This is a genomic window from Natronorubrum marinum (assembly GCF_052040125.1).
GTDB lineage: Archaea > Halobacteriota > Halobacteria > Halobacteriales > Natrialbaceae > Natronorubrum.
In genome coordinates, this window is record NZ_JBPPFV010000002.1 from 875,931 (window position 1) to 894,879 (window position 18,949).

Here is an 18,949-nt window from a genome sequence, read left to right on the forward strand (position 1 = left end):
ATCTCCGACCAGGTCGGCCTCGTTTGAGTACAGTAAACGACACCGAGCGGTTCGTCCCGTGGCTGTTCGAGGACGCGTACCGTGGACGCTCGAGAAAATCGCGACGACACGGAGTAGAACGAACTACTCGGGCACGTCGCCGACCATGATGTACTTCTCGTAATTCGGCTCCTGTCCCCAGAGCGCAGACTCCACCAGGGGGTCGTACTCGACGTTCTCGAGCCCCTGCTCTCTGAGGAACGCCGCTAGCTCTTCGGGCGGCCGACCGTCGTACAGCGGCAGGTCGTCGTGGATCTCTTCGTACCCCTCGAACGTCTCGTCGAAGTCCCAGTGCCCCTCGATCAGGACGAGACGACCGCCGGGATGGACGACGCGCTGCCACTCGTCGATTGCGTTCTCCGGGCTCGGAAGCGTCCAGATGAGGTGGCGTGCCGTCACCAGGTCGTACGCGTCGTCGGACTGCGCCAGGTTCTCCGCGTCTCCGCGCTGGAACTCGGCGGATAGTACCGACTGCTCGACCTTCGCTCGCGCTTGCTCGAGCATTTCCGGGGCGAAGTCGACGCCCGTGACGTCGTGGCCGAGCTCCGCCAGCAGCAGCGAGATCACGCCGGTGCCACAGCCGACGTCGAGGATCTGCTGTGGTGGATCATCCGTCCACGGACGCAGCACCGACAGCCATGCCTCGCGTTGCTCCTCGCTGTGAATACCGTGTTGGCTGTCGTCGTCGAACGAATCGGCGCGGCCGTCCCAGTACTGCTGGACGGTCGCCTTGACCTCCTCGTCGGACTGGGTCGGCGGCGTCATCGGTCTCCCCCGTTACTGCGATCGCTGCGCTGTGCCGGCAGACGGTGCTCGCACGGGTCGTGCGGGACAGTTCGGACACGCGTCTCCGTTCCGGAGACGCGTCGCCTCGAGTCGTGTGTTGATTGCATAGGTGTAGTCGGCTGGTCGTTCCCGTTCGCGGTGAGGTGATACCCAGTCGCGAAGCGGTAATATATCCGGCTATGAGATTATTACAAATAAATCTACCTCTAGGTATCTATGCCAAGTGGGATCGGTAGGTGGTAAGAGCGGATGAACGCTGCGACGGAACGTCGGCCGAAATCCGTCACTCGTCCTGCTCGTGTTCCCGCAGCACCGACGACAGAGTGTTCGAAACCTGCTCGAGCGCGACGGCGTTCGTCTTACGGAGGTCACCCTGCTGTGCTTCGCCGAGGTGACGCAGGGCTTCCCGGAGGTGATGCTCGGTCTCGTGTTGGGTTTCGTCGGTCATGGGAGGGAGACGGTCGTAACCGACTCGAGGGCTTAAGTTCGTCGGCGGACCTCCTCTCATACGGATCGCTGTAAGTCATTTCGGTGCAACCGCAGGATCGTTGCAGTTGCACCGATAAATCGTTACAGCAGACCGTATCACTCGAGGGCGTCCCGAACCGCCGCCCGACGTTCGGCGAACGTCGGATCGTCGAGTACCGGCGTCGTCGACTCGAGGTCGACCGCGACGTCATCTGCGAGGTCGATCCACGCGCGACAGCCGCGGTAGCTCCCCCGCTCGTCGATGATTCGGGGCGAGTCGAGTTCGCTCACTCGAAGCAACAGCACGCGCAGGTCGCCGTCCGGACCGTACTTATCGCGCAGTCCGTCAGGGGTGTAGACGTAGTGTCGGGCGAGGGACGCGAGGTCGTCGCTCGAGACGGTGTACTCCCCGCGGACGGCAGCAACAGCACGGATCGACACTCCCTCTTCCGGCTTGGCACTGGCCCGATAGTAGTAGTCCTCGTACCGGGGTTGATAGCGATCCGGCTCCTGATGGGTGTACGCGGGATAGAGCACGAACGGGCCGTCGATCGTGCCCGGATCGAGCGTGGGGTGTCGAACGAGGACCGTCTGAGTGCCCTCAAGTACGGCGTTGACCACGCCGGCGCGCTCTTTCAGTGCGGGAATCGCCGCCGTCTTGGCTTCGCTCATTGGTCTCGCTCGATCGAACGGAGACGAGTCCCAATTCGGTTTCGGTTACTCGAGTGACCCACTTGCACCGACGGATTCAAGTTCAGTTGTGCGAACGCAACCACAATGATGAACGGATTCGTCCTCGGCGGCGTCAGTTCCGGCGTCGGGAAGACGGTCGCGACGCTGTCGATTATTCAGGCGCTCGAGGACGCAGGCCACGAGGTCCAGCCAGCCAAAGCGGGGCCGGACTTCATCGATCCGAGCCACCACGAGGCGATCGCGGGCCGTCCCTCCCGCACGCTGGATCTGTGGCTCTGCGGCGAGGACGGCCTCAAGCGGAACTATCAGCGCGGCGACGGGGACATCTGCGTCGTCGAGGGCGTCATGGGCCTCTACGACGGCGACGGCTCGAGCACCGCGATGGTCGCGGAAGCGCTCGACGTGCCCGTCGTCCTCGTCGTCGACGCGAAGGCGGGCATGGAGAGCGTTGCGGCGACCGCGCTCGGATTCCAGCAGTACGCGGAAACGATCGGCCGCGACGTCGAAGTCGCCGGCATCGTTGCCCAGCGCGCCCACGGCGGTCGCCACGAGCAGGGCATCCGTGACGCCCTGCCCGACGACCTCGAGTTCTTCGGTCGAATCCCGCCGAATCCCGACCTCGAGATTCCGGATCGGCACCTCGGCCTCAAGCTGGGCGCGGAGGCTGCACTGCCGAGGGAGGCGCTCCGGGAGGCTGCGGAATCGCTCGAGGCCGAACGGCTGGCGGAGGTGGCGAGCGAACCGCCCGCGCCCGACGGGTCGAGTTCGTCCGACGAACCCGCTCAGTCCGGCGATTCGATCGACGCCACCGTCGCCGTTGCCGACGACGCGGCATTCTGTTTTCGGTATCCTGCAACCATCGAACGGTTTCGCGAGCGGGCCGAACTGGTCACGTTCTCGCCCGTCGCGGGCGATCCCGTGCCCGACTGCGACGGGATCTACCTGCCCGGTGGCTACCCCGAACTCCACGCCGCGGAACTCGAGTCGTCGGGTACCCTTTCGGAACTCGGCGAGTTGGCCAGCGACGGACTGCCGGTCCTCGGCGAGTGTGGCGGCCTGATGGCGATGAGCCGGTCGCTGACGACAGCGGATGGCGACCGACACGAGATGGCCGGCATCCTGCCGGCGGACGTCACGATGCACGACCGCTACCAGGCACTGGATCACGTCGAACTCGAGGCGAGCGAGGGAACGCTGACTGCCGACGCCGGCGAGACGATTCGGGGTCACGAGTTCCACTACTCGAGCGCCGACGTCGACGGCGACGCCCGCTTTGCCTTCGAGACGGTTCGCGGGGACGGCATCGACGGCGACCACGACGGCCTGACGGAGTACGAGTCGCTGGGGACGTACGTCCACGTCCACGCCGAAAGCGGGGCGTTCGATCGGTTCCTCGAGACGATTGCTGCGAATCGCTGACCGGACGCGCGGTCAGGGCTGCCAAAATACAATTCGATTGCGATCCGTAGACGTACCGAACGGACCCCAACGGTACGTGATTTCGAGTTCGACGGCTCTAGCGTCCCGATATTCGTTCGCGTTCCGCTAACCGGACCGTTTATGATAGACGTTTTACAACAGCTACCCGTGACCACGCTCAGAAACGCCCTCCGGGTGACGGGGTCGACCGACCGGCTCTTCGTCACCGCAACTGTCGTCGTGTTGCTCGAGACGGTGGTGCGATTTTTCCTCGCAATAACGGTGTCTCCAATCGCTGGCGTGCTCTGGCCGCCGGTCGTCGCCGTCGTTGGTCTCGCCTCGGTCGGACCCACAGTCCGAGATCGGCTGGGCGACAGTGCCGACGAAGCGACGACTGCAGGTAGAATCGTCGACAGCCGACTCCCGTCGCTCGTCGTCGTCGCCTTCGGGGGCCACGCACTCGCAGTCGCGGGCGGCGTCGCCCTCTTTTTGCTGGTCGACACGCCCGTTCGGTACGGACTCTACTGGCTCGGTCGAGGCGACCTGATCGATCCGTGGGTAATCCAACTCACACCGCTCGTCGGCGTCACGGTCGGGACGCTCCTCGCGTGGATCGTTCCGGCGATTGCAGTCGTTCGGGTCGTCGACGGAGCCACTGGAATTGGCGGGCTTCGGGAGGCGCTCGTCGAAACGGTGACACACCCTCGAATAGTCGGTGGTCTCGTCGTCGTCCAACTCGTCCTCGTCGTCTCGCTCGATGTGGCCCTCGCCTTCACAAGCCTGACCGCTGCCGGACTCTATTCAGGGGCACAACAGGGGTTCCTCGCTCATCTGTTGGTGCCACTTGCCCCCGTTTTCGGTGGCAGCGTCCCACCCGTTTTGATCGCGCTCGGTGGACTGGTCTGGATTCTGGGGGGTGCGATCTGGCTCGCACTCATGTTCACGCTGATTGTCGGCCGGTTCGCTCGGCCGCATACTCGTTCCCACGACCGTAAGTCACAGGGAGTAAAGCGGTCAGCAACGCAATTAGCGATTCTCGTACTGCTACTCACGGCACTCGTTGCAACGGCCGGCGCCGTTCGAATGGGTGAGGTTCGCCCGATGGACACGTCCCCGGATCCGTTACCCGACGATCCCGACGAACTGTACGCGACGGCCTTCGAGAACACCGAACGATCGAGTCACGAGTACCGATACTACGTGGACGACGACGGAGATGGCGACCCTGACGAACTCCTGCAAACGGTCCGGATCGACAGGGAGGACCGCCAACACGTTTCCGTTTACGAGAGACGGCAAGTGTATCGATCGACTGCAACCATCGAGATGGAAGGAACGTCGGGCTACCCACACGCTGAAAAACGGGGCTATAAAGCAGGCGAGCCCGCCTCAGCGATCACGAGCTGGACGATACGCGAGGAGCGCGACGACGAAATCGTCCTCGAGCTCACCAACCCTGACGACGTCTTCCTCGCGTTGACGGGGAACGAGTTGACTGATCGATTCGATGATCCCGAGGTGATGGAGTCGCATGGAGAGGTAACGGTTGATACGGACAGAGAAACGATCTCCGACGGGGAGTTTCGACTCAACGTAACGGACGGAGCGCCAGACTCAGAGCAACGGTACGACCCTCACGTTGCGTTCGAGTACGACGTCGACATCGACGTGGAGCGACCAGCCGAACTCGGTTCGCCGACTGTCAGTGAACGGCTCTGGAAGCTGTTTGCGTACTGATTACCACCGGTCAGCCCGTCGTCCCGTCGCGACGAATCGTTTCGACGTCAGTGTCGAATCTGCAGTCGAAACGCGACGCTGGCGTGGTCGGTACCGAGTTCCCGGTTCCTGCCGTCGTCGTAAGTAAGTCGTTCGATCAGTTCTCCGTGGAATCACACCGTCGATGTGCTAACAGAGAGTCATTCAACGATGTTGATAGACGGTCAAATAGTTAACACCAATGCCGATGTAGGCCCACTCGTATGTCCGAATCAGTCCAGCGACTCGAGCCGCTAGACCAGCGCCCACTGGCTGACAGAACCTGCCTCGTCACGGGATCCTCGCGCGGTATCGGCCGCGATATCGCGTTCGAACTCGCCCGCTGTGGGGCCGACGTGGCGGTGAACTATCGATCGGCGGAAGAGAAGGCCCGCGAAGTCACGGAGACCATCGAGGCCAACGAAGAGACGGCCGTTCCCGTACAGGCGGATATCTCCGAGCCGGCGGAGGTCGAAGCGATGGCCGAGACGGTCCGCGACGAACTTGGCGGGATCGACGTGCTCGTCAACAACGCCGGGATCACCATCGACCGAAAGTTCGAAGATATGACTCACGAGGATTGGCAGACAGTCATCGACGTCAACCTGAACGGGACGTTCAACTGCACCAAGGCCTTCTTCGACGACATCAAGGCCTCCGACAACGGCCGACTCATCAACATCTCGAGCGTCGTCGGCCAGCAGGGCAACTACGGGCAGGCCAACTACGCGACGTCGAAGGGTGGATTGTTCGCGTTCACCCGAACGTTAGCGCTGGAACTCGCCGCCCACGACTCCACGGCGAACTGCGTCGCACCCGGCTTCACGCAGACGGACATGCTCGAGAAGGTTCCCGAGCGAGTGCAGGAGAAGATCAAGGAAGATATCCCGTTGAACCGGTTCGCCCAGACCGAGGATATCGTCGGCATGATCCGGTTTCTCACCAGCGACTACGCGGAATACATGACGGGGCAGGTGATCGGCATCAACGGCGGGATGGAGTGGTAGCGACGGTAGAGCGGCCCTGTGATGTATCTGATTCGCGGTGAACTCGTTCTCGGGCCGGTCTCCGTAACTGAAGGTCAGAGTAAACGACACTGAATCGTGAAGCTGTTTCTTCCACGAACATTCATTTCGGGGGACGTGATCTAGCGACCGTATGCCAATTGAGTACAGTAACCGTGAGAAGTCGTACCAGCTGTATCGAAAGGGGAAGCGGGAAGGGACGTGGGACCCGGACGACCACGACTTCGCGGCCGATAAGGCCGACTGGGAACAGTTCTCCGAGGCAGAGCAACAGCGCTTCCTCGCGTCGTGTGCGGCCTTTTACGACGGCGAGGAGGACGTGACGCGGACGCTCGCACCGTACATGATGGCCCTCGACGCGCTCGAGAACGACGAGATGCCGTTCGACACCGTCCAGGAGGAGATCTATCTGGCCCAGCAGGTCTACGAGGAAGCGAAACACACCGATCTCTTCAGTCGGTACTTCGAGGAGGTGTTTGAGACCCAGGACACCGAACCGCACCGCGTCGGCGGCTACCAGGAGCAGGGGTACAGCACGGACGATCTGTACGATACCGCGGACGAGCTCCTGGCAGCAGTCAATAGTGGAGACCAGCGAGAACTCGTCTACGCGCTGGGCGAGGCGTACCTGAACTATATGGGGATCGTCGAGGCCCAACTCGCCCGCGGCGGCTATCTGAGCTTCGACCAGATGATCGAACTGAAAGCCGAGGCGATGGGGCGAGAGATCGTCCTCGAGTCGTTCCAGACGGCCATTGGGAAGGTCCGACAGGACGAAACCCGCCACATCGAGAACGGCCGCTGGGTCATGCAGAAGCTGGCCGAAGCCGAACCCGACATTGTACAGGACGTCTACGAACCCCGGATCGAGGAGTACGTCGAGAACCGCCTTCTCGGTGCACCGCCGGAGGAAATGCCGTTCGAGGGCTACGATCAGGGGAAGATCGGCAAGCAGACGACCCAGTACCTGCAGGACACCGTCGATTACATCGGCGCCGATCGGTTCGAGGAGTACGGCGACGTTCGTCGAGTCGTACAGGCTCGGCGCGCCGCGGACTGAGTCCTTCGTTGCTCCGTCTCCCTTCCGCTGAGCACCCACGCTGGACGATAATTCGACAGTCACCGGCTCGTGAACAACTCGAATTGTTCTACTCCAACCCCACCTGGGCAATCGTAGTTTCTCTACTCCAAACAAAATTGTTTTAGGTGCGGACTCTGTTCCCACAGGGTGATGCCACCCATCGCGCTGCCACACGACGCGAAGGCCGGACCAACGAAGCCAGAGGTCCGCGCCGTCGTCGGCTCGAAGCTCGCACTCGAGGACGACGATCACTTCGCGGAGGTCGGCTCCTGTACGGGGGCCGTCACGATCGAAGCCGCACAGCGAGCCGGGCGGGTGACCGCTCTCGAGCGGAAACCGGAGCGACTCGAGACGACCGAGAAGAACCTCGCAGCCAACGAGGCGTCGGTACAGGCCGACGTCGAACTGCGCAACGAGGAAGCGCCCGAGGGACTGCCCGACGACGCCGACGCGCTCTTTCTGGGCGGGAGCCGAAACTTCGAGGCCGTCCTCGACCGCGCCGTCGCAACCGAAATCGACCGGATCGTGATGAACGTCTCGCGACTCGAGGTCGCCGGCAAGGCGACCGAAGCCTTCCGGGAGCGGGATATCCTCGAGGAGGTCGTCCAGTTCCAGGTAAGCCACGGCTACGAACTCGCCGGGGCGACGAGTTTCAACTCGGACAACCCGGTCTACATGCTGGTCGGAAGCGCGACGCCGGAGTCGGATGAAGACGACGGTGGGAAGAAGATTGCTGCGGATGGACGCGGAGGGTCTCGATGACGCTCTTCGGCGTCGGACTCGGCCCCGGCGAGGCCGATCTCGTGACCGTTCGCGGCAAGCAGGTGCTCGAGAACGCGGACGTGGTCTACTCGCCGGGCCGATTATCGCGATCGGTCGCCCTCGAACACGTCGACGAGTCGAAGATCGGGGACCTCGATTTCCCGATGACGAAAGACGAGGAGAAGCTTCGGTCGGCGTGGAAGGACGCCGCGGCGGAGATCGCGCCGAACGCACGCGACGGCGACGTCGCCTTCGTCACGCTGGGCGATCCGAACGTCTACTCGACCTTCGGCCACCTGCGCCGGACGATCGACGCCTTCCATTCGGACGTGGAACTCGAGATCGTCCCCGGCGTGAGCGCCGTGACCGCGTTCGCGACCGCGATGGGCGTCGAGATCGAAGCCGGCGCGGGCCTCTCGCTTCGCGAGGCCGCAAACGGCCACAGCCCGACCGGCCCGGATCGGATGATCCTGTTCAAGGTCACCGACGCGCCGGCGACCCACGAGGGGCTCCTCGAGGCGGGCTACGACGTGACCTACGGCCGCCGGCTGTTCATGGAACAGGGCGAGACGCTGGTGACGGACGACCCCGCGGAAATCGACGAGCGCGACTACTACACGCTGGCGTACGCCGTCAAGGAGGACCTCGAGGTCGAGCAGGCGACGGCGGCGTTCCAGCAGGAGGCCGACGGAACTGAGGATGCTTCGAGCGACGACGAGGCGACGTCGAGCGGCGAGCCGGTCGCAGATGGTGGGGAGCAAGTTACTGAAGAGATGGCGGAGGGCTGTGCACACGGCGACTGTGGAGGCCACTGAACATGACGGAGACAACTACGAACGACGATCCTGATGCAAGCGGCGGCGATCCCCAGGAAGCGATCGACGCCCAGGGGGCACTTCGCCGCGAGGAACTGGACGACCGAATTTTCGACCACAACGCCGGCGACGAACAAGAGGGGATCCCCTTCGTCGGCGCCGGCCCCGGCAACCCGCGACTGCTGACGGTGGCTGGGAAGGAACTGCTCGAGGAAGCCGACGTCGTCGTCCACGCCGGGTCGCTGGTCAACAGCGAACTGTTGGACGAGTACTGCGCCCACGCCGAGTTGGTCAATTCGGTGGGCAAGGACCTCGAGGAACTCATCCCCCTGATGCGGGACGCCTACGAGGACGGCGACAACGTGGTTCGGCTCCACAGCGGCGATCCCGCGATTTACGGGGCCGCACTCGAGCAGATGGACGCCCTCGAACACGAGGGCGTTCCGACCTACTTCGTGCCGGGCGTCACTTCCGCGTTCGCCGCGAGCGCGACGCTGCGGACCCAATTGACGTTAAACGAGGTCTCGAATCACGTCGCGTTCACTCGGCCGCAGGGGAAGACCCTGACCGAGGCGGAGGATCACATCTCCGAGTTCGTTGGCATGGGCGACGTGACGAGCTGTATCTACCTCGGGACCCACGCAGTTCGAGATACGATGGATCGGCTGCTCGAGGACGGCCACGACCCCGAGACGCCGGTCGGCGTGATCTACCACGCCTCCTGGCCGGACGAGGACGTCATCATCGGAACGGTCGGAACCATCGCGGACAAGGTTGAGGAGGCCGGCTATCGGGCCTCGGCGATGGTCGTTATCGGCGACGCCGTGACGGGGGCCGGTTACGAACGGTCGTTCCTCTACGGTGACTGGGCGAATCGGGGCTCTTCTGGAAGTTCGGGAGAGACGGAGGCGAGCGATGACTGACCTGCAATGTACTGACCGCGAACACAGTGAAAGCCCCTGCCTCGCTCGGCGGCTGCGACTCGCTGCGCTCCTCGCTCCCGTCGGTCGCTGCGGTGCTTTCGTCGTCTCGCTCGCCGAGCGAGGCAGCCCCTTTCAGTCCCACCCGCGCGGTGGTCTGGACGGGTCGATAGCGCGTGGAATGGACGAGTTTGCGACGGTGGAGGTTTCACAATGAGTTCAGGAACGGAGACTGACGACACGGACGACTCGAGTACCGACTCCGGCGGCCACTGTTCGACGGCGGATTCGGACGGCGAAGTCGCCGAAGAGATCGCGATCATCTCCTTCGGGCGGAAGATGGACACCGCCGAGGAGATTAAGGACGAAATCGGCGACCGGTACGAGACGATCGACATCATCGAGTATCACGGCGATGTCTTCGAGGAGCACTGGGGCGAGTACGACTGCTTCATCGGCCTGATGGCAAGCGGCATCGCGATGCGGAAGACGGCCCACCTGTTAGACGACAAGTGGGACGACCCCGCAATCTGTGTCGTCGACGAGGAACTGACGTGGGCCATCCCGATCACGGGCGGCCACCACGGCGCGAACCAGGTCGCACAGGACCTGGCAACGATGGGCGCGATTCCGGCGATGACCACCGCGAGCGAGGCCGCCGGCAAGCAAGGCGTCGAGTCCCGCGCGAAGGCGATGGACACCCACGTCGTCAACGGCGATTCGACGGTGAAGACGAACCTCGCGGTGCTGGACGACAACCTCGGTCCAGTGGAACGACTCGAGGGCCCCAAGGCCGTCCTCGTCGGCGACGACGTGACGGTCCTGAAGCGCAACAAACGAGACGGGATCGTCATCGGCACCGGCAGCGTCTCCGGCGCGAGCAAAGAATCGTTCATCGCCGCGTGGGAGGAAGCGCTCGAGCAGACGGACTACGACTTCGCGGACGTCGAATTCGTCGGGACTGCAACCCGGAAGGAGGAGGAGGAAGGCTTACTCGAGGCAGCCCAGGAACTCGACCTCGGCGTGGTCGCCTTCGGCAAGGAGACGCTGCTCGAGCACGAGGGGCCGACGCCATCCAAATCGAAGGAACTGATCGGCTGGCCCGGCGTCTCGGAGGCGAGTGCGATTGCAGGCGGTGCCGAGCAGGAACTGGTCCTCGAGAAAACCGGCTACGAGAACGAGGTTACGGTGGCGATCGGTCGATGAGCGTCGACGAAGCGGCGAGCGACACCGGAAACGGAACCCCCGACGACCACGGCACCCTCTACGTCGTCGGCATCGGGCCCGGCTTGCCGGACCACATGACCGCGAAGGCCAAACGAGTCATTGAGTCCTCGGAGGTCGTCATCGCCTCGAGTCTCTACCAGGAGTTCCTGCGCGATGACGGCACGCTGCTGCCCGAAGACGAAACGGACGAGGACGGCATCGCGGTCCGTGACGACGGCTTCGAGCAGGAAATCGTCCGCTCGACGATGGGCCGCCAGATCGAACTCGCCCGCGCGGCGTTCGATTACGTCCGCGAGGGGAAAGACGTCGCTCACGTCTCGGGTGGCGATCCCTCGGTCTACGGCAAATCCGACCTCATCTTCAAGATGGCCGAAGAGGAGGACGCGACGGACGTGCCGATCGAAATCGTTCCCGGGATCACGGCGGCGCTGGGCGGCTCCGCCAACGTCGGCGCGCCGCTGTGCAACGACTTCTGTACGATCTCGCTGTCGGACAAGTGGCGCGGCTGGGACGAGATCGAGGAGAAACTGCGCGCGGCGGCCATCTCGGGCTTCGTGATCGTCCTCTACAACTGCTGGCGCAACTACGAACAGGCCGTTGAGATCGTCCGCGAGGAGCGGACCGACGACGCCCTCGTGGCTATCGTCAACGACGCCGGCCGGGAAGACGCCGGCCGGAACGGCGAGAGTGAGTTCGTCACGACCCTCGGCGAGGCCGCCGATCACGACGATAAGGTCTCCGGGATGGGCACCTCGCTGATCATCGGCAACCACGAGACCGAGACCTGGCGCAACGACGATCGAACGTACCTTGTCACCCCACGCGGCGGGCGTGACGTCGACGACTTCTGACGAATACACACCACATCCTACACCCATGAGCACGAACACCAACGCAGATGCCGACGACGAATCGACATCGAAGTGCGGTGCCTCGAGCACCACCGAAACGGAGACTGAGCCCTCGAGTGGGTCGAAATGCGGCGCATCGAGCGACACGAGTGACAACTCGGATTCGAAGTGCGGAGCGTCGAGTTCCAGTTCCTCGTCTTCGTCCAGTTCGAGTTGCGGCGCCTCGAGTTCGGATGACAGTGGATCGAACGAGCAGGAGGTCGGCGCGAAAGTCGACGATTTCGACGCCGACCCGGGCCGGCTAACCGCCGTCGGCCTCGGCCCCGGTCACGCAGAGGGGATGACCGAGCGCGCGAAGAACGCGCTGCTGGATGCCGACCATATCGTCGGCTACACGACGTACATCGAACTCATTCCGGACGAGATCACCGAGCAGGCCGACGACATCTACGACACGCCCATGTGCGGCGAGGTCTCCCGAACCGAGGAGTCGATCGATCGCACGCTCGCGGGCAACGACGTCGCCATCGTCGGCAGCGGCGACCCGAACGTCTACGCGTTGGCGGGGCTAGCACTCGAGATACTCGAGTCCAAGGGGGCGACGGCGACGATGGTCGACTTCGACGTGATTCCGGGCGTTCCGGCGGCCCAGTCCTGTGCGGCCCGTCTCGGGGCGCCGCTGGTGAACGACACCGTCTCGGTCTCGCTGTCGGACCACCTCGTTCCGATGCCGGAGATCGAGTCCCGCCTGCACTCCGTCGCCAGCGAGAACTTCACGATCACGATCTACAACCCGTGGAGCCGCAAACGCCGGGAGAACTTCCAGAAGTGCTGTGAGATCCTCCTCACGCATCGGGACCCCGACACGCCGGTCGGCATCGTCCACGGTGCGGGCCGCGAGGACGAGCAGGTGATGATCACCGAACTCGCCGAACTCGAGGATCTCGGCGAGAGCGAGATCATCGACATGACGACGACCATCGTCGTCGGCACCGAGGACACCTACGTCTGGGACGACCGGATGGTCACGCCGCGTGGCTACGAGACGAAGTACGACTACTGAGCGAGCGACCCGACCAGCGACTCCACCACCACAATGCCACGATACGAAGTTACCATCGAGAAAGACGCCTGTGACGGCATCTTCGCCTGTCTGACCCGCGACCCCCGATTCGTTGAGGGCGAGGACGGCCTCGCGACGATCGATCCGAGCGCGGATCCCGTCTACGACTGCGAGGGCGAGGTCACCGACACCGACGAGCGCGTCGTCGCGACGTTCGACGACGACCGCATCGACGAAGCCAAACAGGCCGCCGCGGCCTGTCCGACCGACGCGATCATCGTCGAGGAGGTGGCCGAATGAGCGAAACCGAACAGCAGATCGAAGTCCCGGCCGACCCGCTCGCGGGTCACCCCGCGACGGCGTATCTCTGGGGGCACGTCGCCGGCAGCGGCGACGTTTCAAATGATTCCATCGAGGTCGTCACCAACGACGAGGCGTCCGCACAGGTACTAGCTGCGATTGCAGGCGGCAACGTGGAACACGACACGACCAGCCGCGACTACGCGCACGATACCTCGATCACGCGGACGGAAGACGAGTATACGCTGTCGATCGGCGGCGGCGAGAATGGGGACAACTCGGGCCTCTTGGGCCGCAGCGGCGCGCTCGGTCTCCCCGTCGACGGCCGCGGAAACTACCGCTTCGGAGCGTTTGCGAACCACGACCGCGAACTCCTTCGGGGCCTCCTCGAGGGCTGTGGCACCATCTGCTTCAAGTCCTCAAGTGGCACCGTGGGCATCTCCTTCGTCCACGACGATCGGGACCTTCTCGAACTCACGCGGGAGCTGATCGCCGACTGCCCGGTAGACGCGCCGATGGGCGACCTCGGCGAGACCTCCTCCGGCGGCTACTGGTTCGGCGTCGACGACGACGCCGCGCCCGCCTTCGGCACGTGGCTCTATGAGAACTGCGAGGAGACAGGGCTGTTCGCACCGAGTCGCCGCCGCAAACTCGAGCGGAGCCTCAAGCAGGCCGACGCCTACGACGAGTAACCGACCGAGAACCCACAGACAACAGCGATCGAACCGGACACGATCCGATACCCCACAATGAGTACACCCGACAACGCCGACGAGATCACGTCCGCTCGCGCCACGGCCTTCGACGACGAAGCCATCCTGCTGATCGGCCACGGCTCCCGCCGGGAGAAATCCAACGAACAGGTTCGCGAACTGGCTGCCGCCCTCGAGTCGCGACTCGGCATCCCGGCCGACGCCGCGTTCCTCGAACTCGCTGAGCCGGCGATCGACGAGGCCATCGCGGAACTCGCGGCCCTCACCTCGCAGGTGACGGTCGTCCACTGCTCGCTGTTCGCGGCGAGCCACGTCAAGAACGACGTGCCGCTGGCGATCGAACAGGCTCGCGCGACGCAGGAGATCGAGATCAACAACGGCGCGCATCTGGGGATTCACCCCGCACTCTTAGACCTGCTGGACGACCGGGCCGCCGCGGTCGAGGCGGAACTCGGCGTCGACCGCACCGAAGACGACGTCGCGGTCGTCCTCTGCGGCCGAGGCTCGAGCGATCCGGACGCCAACGGCGACGTGCATAAGCTGGCCCGACTGCTGTACGAGGGCCGGGCGTTCGACCGTGTCGAGGCGTCGTTTATCGGCGTCACGGAGCCGACGCTTGAGGAGAGCCTCCACGGGCTCTCGAAACACCGGCCCGACGCGGTCGTCGTCCTTCCGTACATGCTCGGCGACGGCGTCCTCACCCAGCGCGTTCGGGACTGGACGGCGGAGTTCGACGACGAGTATCCGTACGTCGACGCGCTGGCGGGCGATCCGCTCGGCACGGACTCGAGACTGCTCGACGTCTTCGCCGACCGCTGGCAGGAGGCTCGGTCGGGAAGCGTGGAGATGTCCTGTGACACCTGCAAGTACAAGGTCGATCTCGAGGGGTACGAGGAGGACGTCGGCGGCGCACGAGCGATGCTGCGAGCGCTCGCCCACCAGCAATCCCACGCGGACCGCGAGGACGTCGACGAGGAACCGCACACCCACGACGCACCGGAAAAGCACGTCGCGGTCTGTACCAACCAAACCTGTGCGAAGATGGGGTCGCCAGCGGTCCTCGAGCGGCTTCGACAGGAAGCCCGCGACTCCGAACACTGCGACGCCCGCATTACGCGGTCGTCCTGTCTCGGGCGTTGCGGCGACGGACCGATGGTCGCCGTCTACCCGGACGGAATCTGGTACGGCGACGTCGCGAGCGAGGACGCCGAGCGGATCGTCGGCGATCACCTGGATCGCGATCGGATCGTCAGCGATCTGGTCGATCAGACGCTCTGAGAGAGGAATCGCAGCGAACCAACCGATCACGAATACCACACTGAAAACAGACATGAGCTGTCACGAAATCGAAGCGCTACGACTCGGACTGATGAACGTCCTCGGCGTCGGGGACCAGAGCACCCGCGACCACGCGGAAAAGGAACTCGAGGGCCACCTCGAGGGCCCCATCGAGGCCCTCGTCGAGGCCGAGAGCCTCACGGCGATCGAACGCCACCTCGACGCCGCCCTCGTCGACTTAGAGGAGGAGGTCGCCGGAATGGATACCGACGATCCCGAGTACGACTACACGCGAGGCCGGTTGCTCGAGGTCCGCAACGCCGAACGAACGATTCAGCGACTGACCACGCAGGGCGAGAGCATCGTCGACGGACTCGGTGAGTCCCACGACATGCTTCACGAGACCTTCCCGGTGGAGGACTGACCATGGCCGAGACCGCGGATGCCGAACACGACGACGAACGGACACAGTCGCTCGAGTTCCAGTCGATCCCGCTCGGTGAAATCGAAACGGCCCGAAGTCGCCACATGTGGACTCGCTCTGCGGTTCACGTCGCTTCGGGTGACGATCTCGTCGTCACGGGCGAGTGGGACGGAACCGTGACCGCTCGCGAGATCGGATCTGACTCGGAGTCACCCGAGGTCCGCTGGACCGTCGATCATCCGGACCACGCTGTTGGGATCAAAACGCTCGGCGAGACGACCAACGGCGACGGAACCGTCGTCGTTGTCGGTCGCGGCGAAACCGGGACCATCGCGGCCTACGACGCCGCGACGGGCGAGCAACAGTGGCGCTACGACACGGTCGACGACCTCGGCGAGGCCGTCAAGGACACCGTCTTCTACCTCCCGTACGTCGTGGCCTGCGAGACTGCTGCCGCCGGCGAGACGCTCTACGCCGCCGCGCGACGCTACGAGCGCGACGGCGAGACTCGACAGTGGCACAGCACCGTCTACGCGTTCGAGCCCGACGGATCGGTCCGCTGGACCTACGAAACCGACGCTTCGCCGATCACGATCGAACTGGACGACGCGGGCGAGCGTCTCGCGGTCGGGTACAATCGCTGCATGGGCGACCACGACACCGGACTCGTCGTCCTCGAGGCCGAGACGGGCGACCTCGAGTGGACCTGGGACCCCGGCACCGAAGGGGATCGACGCGTCGGCGACGTCTCCTTCGGCGGCGACTCGGTCGCGGTCTCGAGTCACGGCGACAAGCGCGGCTACCTGCTCGGTCCCGGCGGGGCCGAGCGGTGGCGCGTCGACCTGGCGGTCGAGACCGATATCGGTGACGAGACGCTGTACGCGTATCCGAACCATGCTCACGCAAACGGCGGGAACGTGACGTTCGTGACCGGCAACACCTACGCCGTCGAGAGCCGCGAGACCGAGCGTCGCCATCCTAACGAACACCGAATCGCGACGTTCGACAGAGATGGCGAGTTACGCTGGGACGACGAGGTGTGCGGATTCGTTCACGGTCTAGACGATGACGGCGACACGGTCGTCGCGCCCTGCGCGCAGAATTTCCGCGTCCGCGACCCCGAGACGCACGCCGTGCGCTGGTTCGACTGCGAGTCTGGCCCGATCGGGGTCGAACGCCTCGAGGGAATTGCCACCGCTGCCGCCGCGGCCGACGGGACCCTCGCGGCGATCGAAGAACCGGTCGAATACCACGACGAAGGGCAGACGCGAGGCGAGTACGTCCTGCACGTCACCTCGCTCGAATAACACGACATTGGTGTCGGTTTATAGATTGATTCGAGCGGACCACATCTCGCTTCCGTAGCCTGTCTGACTCGTGAGCGTTCTGTACGACTAACAGTCGCACACGCAAGGCCAATTACCACAACGCCAACTCGCGTCTGTTTGCCCGTATAATGACAACGGGCCTAGAAGATGTTGGCTCCGAGGAGTGTTCCGATCCGAAGGAGGTCGGAGACTCCTCGAGCCACTGTCACGGCGGTGAGCAAGCGAAGCTGACGGATCGCAGAGTGATGACCGACGGCGGTCAGGCGGAGATGGCAGACGAAGGCGACGAAGACGAGGAGTCGGTAGCAGATAGTGACGAAGCGTCAGCAGACGATTCAGAAGAAGAAGCTGAAGCGGAGGAAGAGGAGGCCGAGGAAGAGGAAGCCGAGGAAGAGGAAGCCGAGGAAGAGGAAGCCGAGGAAGAGGAAGCCGAGGAAGAGGAAGCCGAGGAAGAGGAGGCCGAGGAAGAGGAAGCCGAGGAAGAGGAGGCCGAGGAGGAAGAAGCTGAAGACGAGGAAGAAGCTGAAGACGAGGACGCACTGGACGATACCGGCGACCTCGTCGAAGACGACCGCGAGGAGGGGCACGCCGACGACGCCGAAGTGGTGTACGAAGGCGACGACGCGTCCGGCGTCTTGCACCTCGACCTCGACGGACTGTTTCTCGATCTGCTCGGTCTCGAGGTGAACCTGAACCCGGTTACGCTCGATATCTCGGCTCGTCCGGGTGAGAACAACCTGCTCGGGAACCTCCTCTCTGCGGTGACGGGTCTGCTGGACGGACCCGGTGCGATGCTGGACAAGGCGAAGTCACTGCTGAAAAAGCCGCTAGAGCTGCTCAAGAAGGTTCCCGGGAAGGCAAAGGAGGTACTCAGCGGACTGCTCGAAAAGCCAAAGGAGATGCTCAGCGGGCTGCTGGAGAAACCGAAGGCGTTCCTCAGCGGATTGCTGAGCAAACCAAAGGAACTGCTGAGCAAACTCCTCGGCATTGGTGGCGACGAGGAAGCAGACGAGGAAGCTGAGGCGGACGAAGAAGGCGAGGAGGAGGCCGAATCCGGCGGCCGGCTCTCCTCGCTCGCGAGTTGGCTGAAGGGAATCGTCAGCAAGCCCCTCGAGTGGCTCCGCGGGCTCTTCGGCGGTGCAGATGAGGAGCCGGCGGGCGAGGATGACGCGGAAGAAGCGGCCGACGAGGGCGAAGAAAGCGACGCCGAGCCGGCAGACGAGGAAGACGAAGCCGAGGAGGAGTCCCCCGGACGGATCTCCGCGGCGACGAGTTGGCTGAAGGAGAAGCTACTCGGACTCATCCCCGGGTTCCCGATCGAAGACCTCGTGGCGGCGGTCGTGAGCCAGGTAATCGAACAGGTGATCGAGCAGTTGGAACCGGACGACCAACAGGACGAATCGGGTGACCAGCCCGAGGCAGCATCACAGGAGACAGCCTAATCATGAGCGAAGAATCCGAATCATCATCGATAGCGCAGCGCATCGATTTCGAGAAAGTCACCGAGAACGTCGACGTCGACGAACTGATCGAGGGAACCCAGTGGGAAGACGAAATTGACGAGGACCAGCCGCTGGGGGAGGCCCTCGGCGGGCTGATCGGTGCACTCATCGGTCGGAAGGTCGGCGAATCCATCGGGCGGACGATCGGCGATATGGTCGTCGACGAACTCCTCAGCCCCGACGAAGAGCCCGAGGTGGAGGCCGACGAAGACGAAGAGGCAGACGAGGAAGAAGCGGAAGACGAGGACGAAGACGCCGAAGAGGACGGCGACGAGGAAGCGGAGTCCGACGACGAAACTGAAGACGAAGAAGAGGAGGAAACCGACGAGACCGAAGCCGAAGAGACGGACGAGTCCGCGGACGATGAAGCCGAGGGGGATGACGAAGCGTCGGCAGACGAGGGCGAAGCGGAAGGGTCCGACGAGGAAGACTCGAGCGGCGAGACAGAGGCCGGAGACGACTCCGGCGAAGAGGACGAGGAGGAGTAACCATGGTATCGA

Annotated in this window: 20 protein-coding genes; 17 read left to right on the forward strand and 3 right to left on the reverse strand. The window is 63.9% G+C overall.

The annotated features are described in order from the left end of the window. Window positions 1-123: 123 nt before the first annotated feature. From ACSFC5_RS13985 to ACSFC5_RS13995, 3 genes are all read right to left on the reverse strand, one after another. Window positions 124-804 carry a class I SAM-dependent methyltransferase gene (locus tag ACSFC5_RS13985; protein ID WP_440765858.1) on the reverse strand — a complete coding sequence of 227 codons (681 nt, stop codon included), beginning with the start codon at window positions 802-804 and terminating at the stop codon, window positions 124-126. A gap of 304 nt (window positions 805-1,108) precedes the next feature. Then, on the reverse strand, window positions 1,109-1,273 hold the full coding sequence (locus ACSFC5_RS13990; RefSeq protein ID WP_440765859.1) for a hypothetical protein: 165 nt from the start codon (window positions 1,271-1,273) through the stop codon (window positions 1,109-1,111). Between the two features lie 137 nt (window positions 1,274-1,410). Next, the gene (locus ACSFC5_RS13995; RefSeq protein WP_440765860.1) at window positions 1,411-1,965 is read right to left on the reverse strand and encodes a DUF1802 family protein; all 555 of its coding nucleotides are present in this window, start codon (window positions 1,963-1,965) and stop codon (window positions 1,411-1,413) included. Window positions 1,966-2,073: 108 nt separating this feature from the next. Between ACSFC5_RS13995 and ACSFC5_RS14000 the strand changes: the two genes are divergently transcribed. The 17 genes from ACSFC5_RS14000 to ACSFC5_RS14080 all read left to right on the forward strand — a co-directional run bounded on the left by ACSFC5_RS14000 (window position 2,074) and on the right by ACSFC5_RS14080 (window position 18,937). After that, the gene (locus ACSFC5_RS14000; protein WP_440766308.1) at window positions 2,074-3,405 is read left to right on the forward strand and encodes a cobyrinic acid a,c-diamide synthase; all 1,332 of its coding nucleotides are present in this window, start codon (window positions 2,074-2,076) and stop codon (window positions 3,403-3,405) included. Window positions 3,406-3,573: 168 nt separating this feature from the next. Continuing rightward, window positions 3,574-5,142, forward strand: coding sequence for a hypothetical protein (locus tag ACSFC5_RS14005; RefSeq protein ID WP_440765861.1), 1,569 nt, complete (start codon window positions 3,574-3,576; stop codon window positions 5,140-5,142). Between the two features lie 242 nt (window positions 5,143-5,384). Next, a complete protein-coding gene (locus tag ACSFC5_RS14010; RefSeq protein ID WP_440765862.1) occupies window positions 5,385-6,167 on the forward strand; it encodes a 3-oxoacyl-ACP reductase family protein in 783 nt (260 codons plus the stop codon). 151 nt (window positions 6,168-6,318) lie between these two features. After that, on the forward strand, window positions 6,319-7,245 hold the full coding sequence (locus ACSFC5_RS14015) for a ferritin family protein (protein ID WP_440765863.1): 927 nt from the start codon (window positions 6,319-6,321) through the stop codon (window positions 7,243-7,245). Between the two features lie 171 nt (window positions 7,246-7,416). Continuing rightward, window positions 7,417-8,028 (forward strand): precorrin-6Y C5,15-methyltransferase (decarboxylating) subunit CbiT, encoded by a 612-nt coding sequence (gene cbiT, locus ACSFC5_RS14020; protein ID WP_440765864.1) that lies wholly within the window; start codon window positions 7,417-7,419, stop codon window positions 8,026-8,028. Then, window positions 8,025-8,843, forward strand: coding sequence for a cobalt-factor II C(20)-methyltransferase (locus ACSFC5_RS14025; protein ID WP_440765865.1), 819 nt, complete (start codon window positions 8,025-8,027; stop codon window positions 8,841-8,843). Before cbiT ends, ACSFC5_RS14025 begins: the two co-directional genes overlap by 4 nt. A gap of 2 nt (window positions 8,844-8,845) precedes the next feature. Continuing rightward, entirely contained in the window at window positions 8,846-9,766 is a 921-nt protein-coding gene (locus tag ACSFC5_RS14030; protein WP_440765866.1) for a cobalt-precorrin-4/precorrin-4 C(11)-methyltransferase, read from the forward strand. A gap of 210 nt (window positions 9,767-9,976) precedes the next feature. Continuing rightward, window positions 9,977-10,969 carry a cobalt-precorrin 5A hydrolase gene (gene cbiG, locus ACSFC5_RS14035; RefSeq protein ID WP_440765867.1) on the forward strand — a complete coding sequence of 331 codons (993 nt, stop codon included), beginning with the start codon at window positions 9,977-9,979 and terminating at the stop codon, window positions 10,967-10,969. Continuing rightward, window positions 10,966-11,841 (forward strand): precorrin-3B C(17)-methyltransferase, encoded by an 876-nt coding sequence (locus tag ACSFC5_RS14040; RefSeq protein WP_440765868.1) that lies wholly within the window; start codon window positions 10,966-10,968, stop codon window positions 11,839-11,841. Before cbiG ends, ACSFC5_RS14040 begins: the two co-directional genes overlap by 4 nt. A 25-nt stretch (window positions 11,842-11,866) precedes the next feature. Continuing rightward, complete coding sequence (gene cobJ / locus ACSFC5_RS14045) at window positions 11,867-12,904, forward strand: precorrin-3B C(17)-methyltransferase (RefSeq protein ID WP_440765869.1); 1,038 nt, start codon at window positions 11,867-11,869, stop codon at window positions 12,902-12,904. 33 nt (window positions 12,905-12,937) lie between these two features. After that, window positions 12,938-13,204 carry a ferredoxin gene (locus tag ACSFC5_RS14050; RefSeq protein WP_440765870.1) on the forward strand — a complete coding sequence of 89 codons (267 nt, stop codon included), beginning with the start codon at window positions 12,938-12,940 and terminating at the stop codon, window positions 13,202-13,204. Then, window positions 13,201-13,896 (forward strand): cobalamin biosynthesis protein, encoded by a 696-nt coding sequence (locus ACSFC5_RS14055; protein WP_440765871.1) that lies wholly within the window; start codon window positions 13,201-13,203, stop codon window positions 13,894-13,896. Before ACSFC5_RS14050 ends, ACSFC5_RS14055 begins: the two co-directional genes overlap by 4 nt. Before the next feature lie 57 nt (window positions 13,897-13,953). Beyond that, complete coding sequence (locus ACSFC5_RS14060) at window positions 13,954-15,195, forward strand: CbiX/SirB N-terminal domain-containing protein (RefSeq protein ID WP_440765872.1); 1,242 nt, start codon at window positions 13,954-13,956, stop codon at window positions 15,193-15,195. A gap of 52 nt (window positions 15,196-15,247) precedes the next feature. Beyond that, complete coding sequence (locus ACSFC5_RS14065) at window positions 15,248-15,619, forward strand: DUF3209 family protein (RefSeq protein ID WP_440765873.1); 372 nt, start codon at window positions 15,248-15,250, stop codon at window positions 15,617-15,619. Between the two features lie 2 nt (window positions 15,620-15,621). Further along, entirely contained in the window at window positions 15,622-16,926 is a 1,305-nt protein-coding gene (locus ACSFC5_RS14070) for an outer membrane protein assembly factor BamB family protein (RefSeq protein WP_440765874.1), read from the forward strand. Between the two features lie 149 nt (window positions 16,927-17,075). Next, window positions 17,076-18,389, forward strand: a complete 1,314-nt coding sequence (locus ACSFC5_RS14075) for a DNA primase (RefSeq protein WP_440765875.1) — start codon at window positions 17,076-17,078, stop codon at window positions 18,387-18,389. Between the two features lie 2 nt (window positions 18,390-18,391). After that, a complete protein-coding gene (locus ACSFC5_RS14080) occupies window positions 18,392-18,937 on the forward strand; it encodes a hypothetical protein (RefSeq protein WP_440765876.1) in 546 nt (181 codons plus the stop codon). Window positions 18,938-18,949: the final 12 nt, after the last annotated feature.

Excerpts from the sequence above, each read along its gene's own strand:
- ACSFC5_RS13985 (WP_440765858.1), bottom strand. The coding sequence starts at position 804 with ATGACGCCGCCGACCCAGTCCGACGAGGAGGTCAAGGCGACCGTCCAG.
- ACSFC5_RS13990 (WP_440765859.1), bottom strand. The coding sequence starts at position 1,273 with ATGACCGACGAAACCCAACACGAGACCGAGCATCACCTCCGGGAAGCC.
- ACSFC5_RS13995 (WP_440765860.1), bottom strand. The coding sequence starts at position 1,965 with ATGAGCGAAGCCAAGACGGCGGCGATTCCCGCACTGAAAGAGCGCGCC.
- ACSFC5_RS14000 (WP_440766308.1), top strand. The coding sequence starts at position 2,074 with ATGAACGGATTCGTCCTCGGCGGCGTCAGTTCCGGCGTCGGGAAGACG.
- ACSFC5_RS14010 (WP_440765862.1), top strand. The coding sequence starts at position 5,385 with ATGTCCGAATCAGTCCAGCGACTCGAGCCGCTAGACCAGCGCCCACTG.
- ACSFC5_RS14015 (WP_440765863.1), top strand. The coding sequence starts at position 6,319 with ATGCCAATTGAGTACAGTAACCGTGAGAAGTCGTACCAGCTGTATCGA.
- cbiT (WP_440765864.1), top strand. The coding sequence starts at position 7,417 with ATGCCACCCATCGCGCTGCCACACGACGCGAAGGCCGGACCAACGAAG.
- ACSFC5_RS14025 (WP_440765865.1), top strand. The coding sequence starts at position 8,025 with ATGACGCTCTTCGGCGTCGGACTCGGCCCCGGCGAGGCCGATCTCGTG.
- ACSFC5_RS14030 (WP_440765866.1), top strand. The coding sequence starts at position 8,846 with ATGACGGAGACAACTACGAACGACGATCCTGATGCAAGCGGCGGCGAT.
- cbiG (WP_440765867.1), top strand. The coding sequence starts at position 9,977 with ATGAGTTCAGGAACGGAGACTGACGACACGGACGACTCGAGTACCGAC.
- ACSFC5_RS14040 (WP_440765868.1), top strand. The coding sequence starts at position 10,966 with ATGAGCGTCGACGAAGCGGCGAGCGACACCGGAAACGGAACCCCCGAC.
- cobJ (WP_440765869.1), top strand. The coding sequence starts at position 11,867 with ATGAGCACGAACACCAACGCAGATGCCGACGACGAATCGACATCGAAG.
- ACSFC5_RS14050 (WP_440765870.1), top strand. The coding sequence starts at position 12,938 with ATGCCACGATACGAAGTTACCATCGAGAAAGACGCCTGTGACGGCATC.
- ACSFC5_RS14055 (WP_440765871.1), top strand. The coding sequence starts at position 13,201 with ATGAGCGAAACCGAACAGCAGATCGAAGTCCCGGCCGACCCGCTCGCG.
- ACSFC5_RS14060 (WP_440765872.1), top strand. The coding sequence starts at position 13,954 with ATGAGTACACCCGACAACGCCGACGAGATCACGTCCGCTCGCGCCACG.
- ACSFC5_RS14065 (WP_440765873.1), top strand. The coding sequence starts at position 15,248 with ATGAGCTGTCACGAAATCGAAGCGCTACGACTCGGACTGATGAACGTC.
- ACSFC5_RS14070 (WP_440765874.1), top strand. The coding sequence starts at position 15,622 with ATGGCCGAGACCGCGGATGCCGAACACGACGACGAACGGACACAGTCG.
- ACSFC5_RS14075 (WP_440765875.1), top strand. The coding sequence starts at position 17,076 with ATGACAACGGGCCTAGAAGATGTTGGCTCCGAGGAGTGTTCCGATCCG.
- ACSFC5_RS14080 (WP_440765876.1), top strand. The coding sequence starts at position 18,392 with ATGAGCGAAGAATCCGAATCATCATCGATAGCGCAGCGCATCGATTTC.